The sequence below is a fragment of the Noviherbaspirillum sp. ST9 genome (assembly GCF_048799745.1).
Lineage (GTDB): Bacteria > Pseudomonadota > Gammaproteobacteria > Burkholderiales > Burkholderiaceae_D > Noviherbaspirillum.
This window is the reverse complement of the sequence record NZ_JBLWFR010000102.1, coordinates 1-661: the sequence shown is the minus strand read 5'-3', so window position 1 is coordinate 661 and position 661 is coordinate 1. Positions and strand designations below refer to the sequence as shown.

The following is a 661-nucleotide window of genomic DNA, read 5'->3' as shown; positions in this document are numbered from 1 at the left end:
AATCTTATGGGGTTCATGCTTATTTTGCATCACTTTCGAAAGCATTTTACAGCTATTTTATATTAAGCAGATATGCTGCCAAACGCGGCGTAAAAATACTGAATGCAAGTATAAAATCCTATATTGATGCATTCGAAAGAGTGAACACAGAACAACAGACAAATATTTAGAGAATTCCACTTTTAATAATTGTTTCACAGATCAACCAGTCCAACGGAGAATCAATATCTAAACAATACAAATCATCCATCACATATTTTTTTACTCTGGTAAACTGATGCAATGGCATTTTTTTTAGTGAATTAATACTCATCAGATAAATAGATCCATTGTAAAAATAAACTTCCGGACAGTCCTGCCTTCTGTTAAAGCTACCTTTTTTTGATCTTTCCAGAAAACCTTCCCGGTTTTCCTCGAAAAGAGAAAAGTATGGATTGTGATGTGACTTACCTACAGAAACAACCATGTCTGTGTCCTTGTTATACAATTCCGCCATTCGGTAAAAATCCTCATGTTTCCTGAAGGGCGAAGTTGGCTGGAGAAGAAGTACTTTGGAATATTTCTTACCTATCCCCTCGTAAAACTCCACAGCATGCATGATTACTTCATAAGAACCTGAAGTGTCGGCAGCAAGACTTGCCGGCCGCTTAAAGGGAACATC

1 protein-coding gene is annotated in these 661 nt (G+C 36.9%); it reads right to left on the bottom strand.

The window, feature by feature from the left end; genetic code table 11:
- Nucleotides 1-166: 166 nt before the first annotated feature.
- On the bottom strand, nt 167-661 hold a 495-nt coding region (locus ACNOHI_RS24985), incomplete at its 5' end, for a hypothetical protein (protein ID WP_420477429.1).